Origin of the sequence: Pseudomonas sp. LJDD11 (assembly GCF_024584215.1) — a bacterium.
Lineage (GTDB): Bacteria > Pseudomonadota > Gammaproteobacteria > Pseudomonadales > Pseudomonadaceae > Aquipseudomonas.
Window position 1 is genome coordinate 1 of record NZ_JANJFL010000167.1, and the last position, 506, is coordinate 506.

Here is a 506-nt window from a genome sequence, read left to right on the forward strand (position 1 = left end):
CTGGCTCGCTGCTCTTCCTGATTGGCCCAGCCGCGATTTCACTCGGAGCAGCTCGTACTTTGCTGAACTGGGAAAACAAGATTCACAACGAGGAAAGCCTGCCCTGGAACGAGTACAACTTTGTCACGGTGGATCGGAAACGCTCCATGATCATTACCCATCGCACGGACATTACGCTGGGATTTGAGGCACGTTTCTCCAACAAGGAGCTGTTCGAGCAGTACCTGCAATTCCTGCACTCCGTCCTGCCACCAACGGCCGAGTATATGGAGAAAGATTGGGAGTGGTGAAATGCGAGCGGCTTAAGAAGCAGTATTGCAGGAAAATAACATTCTTATCGTGTCTGTTCTTTTTTTGGAGTAGTAAACGCCATGAATTATATGGTCGCTTGTAGTGCAGAGCGGAGCAGATTTTCCTGCACCGATACATCTGTCATGATGTGGAGTATCAAAAAAATCAACTGCCCGCCAAAGGAATTCATGAGATTCCAAGTCTCTTATATAAAT

At 47.6% G+C, this 506-nt stretch carries 1 protein-coding gene and 1 pseudogene; one reads left to right on the plus strand and one right to left on the minus strand.

Annotated elements, in window-relative coordinates; translation table 11 throughout:
* Window positions 1–290, plus strand: a pseudogene (locus NRB16_RS29380) (permease); the annotation flags it as partial.
* A gap of 12 nt (window positions 291–302) precedes the next feature.
* Here NRB16_RS29380 and NRB16_RS29385 read toward each other — a convergent pair.
* A partial coding sequence (locus tag NRB16_RS29385) for a hypothetical protein (protein WP_257107632.1) occupies window positions 303–506 on the minus strand: 204 nt, incomplete at its 5' end.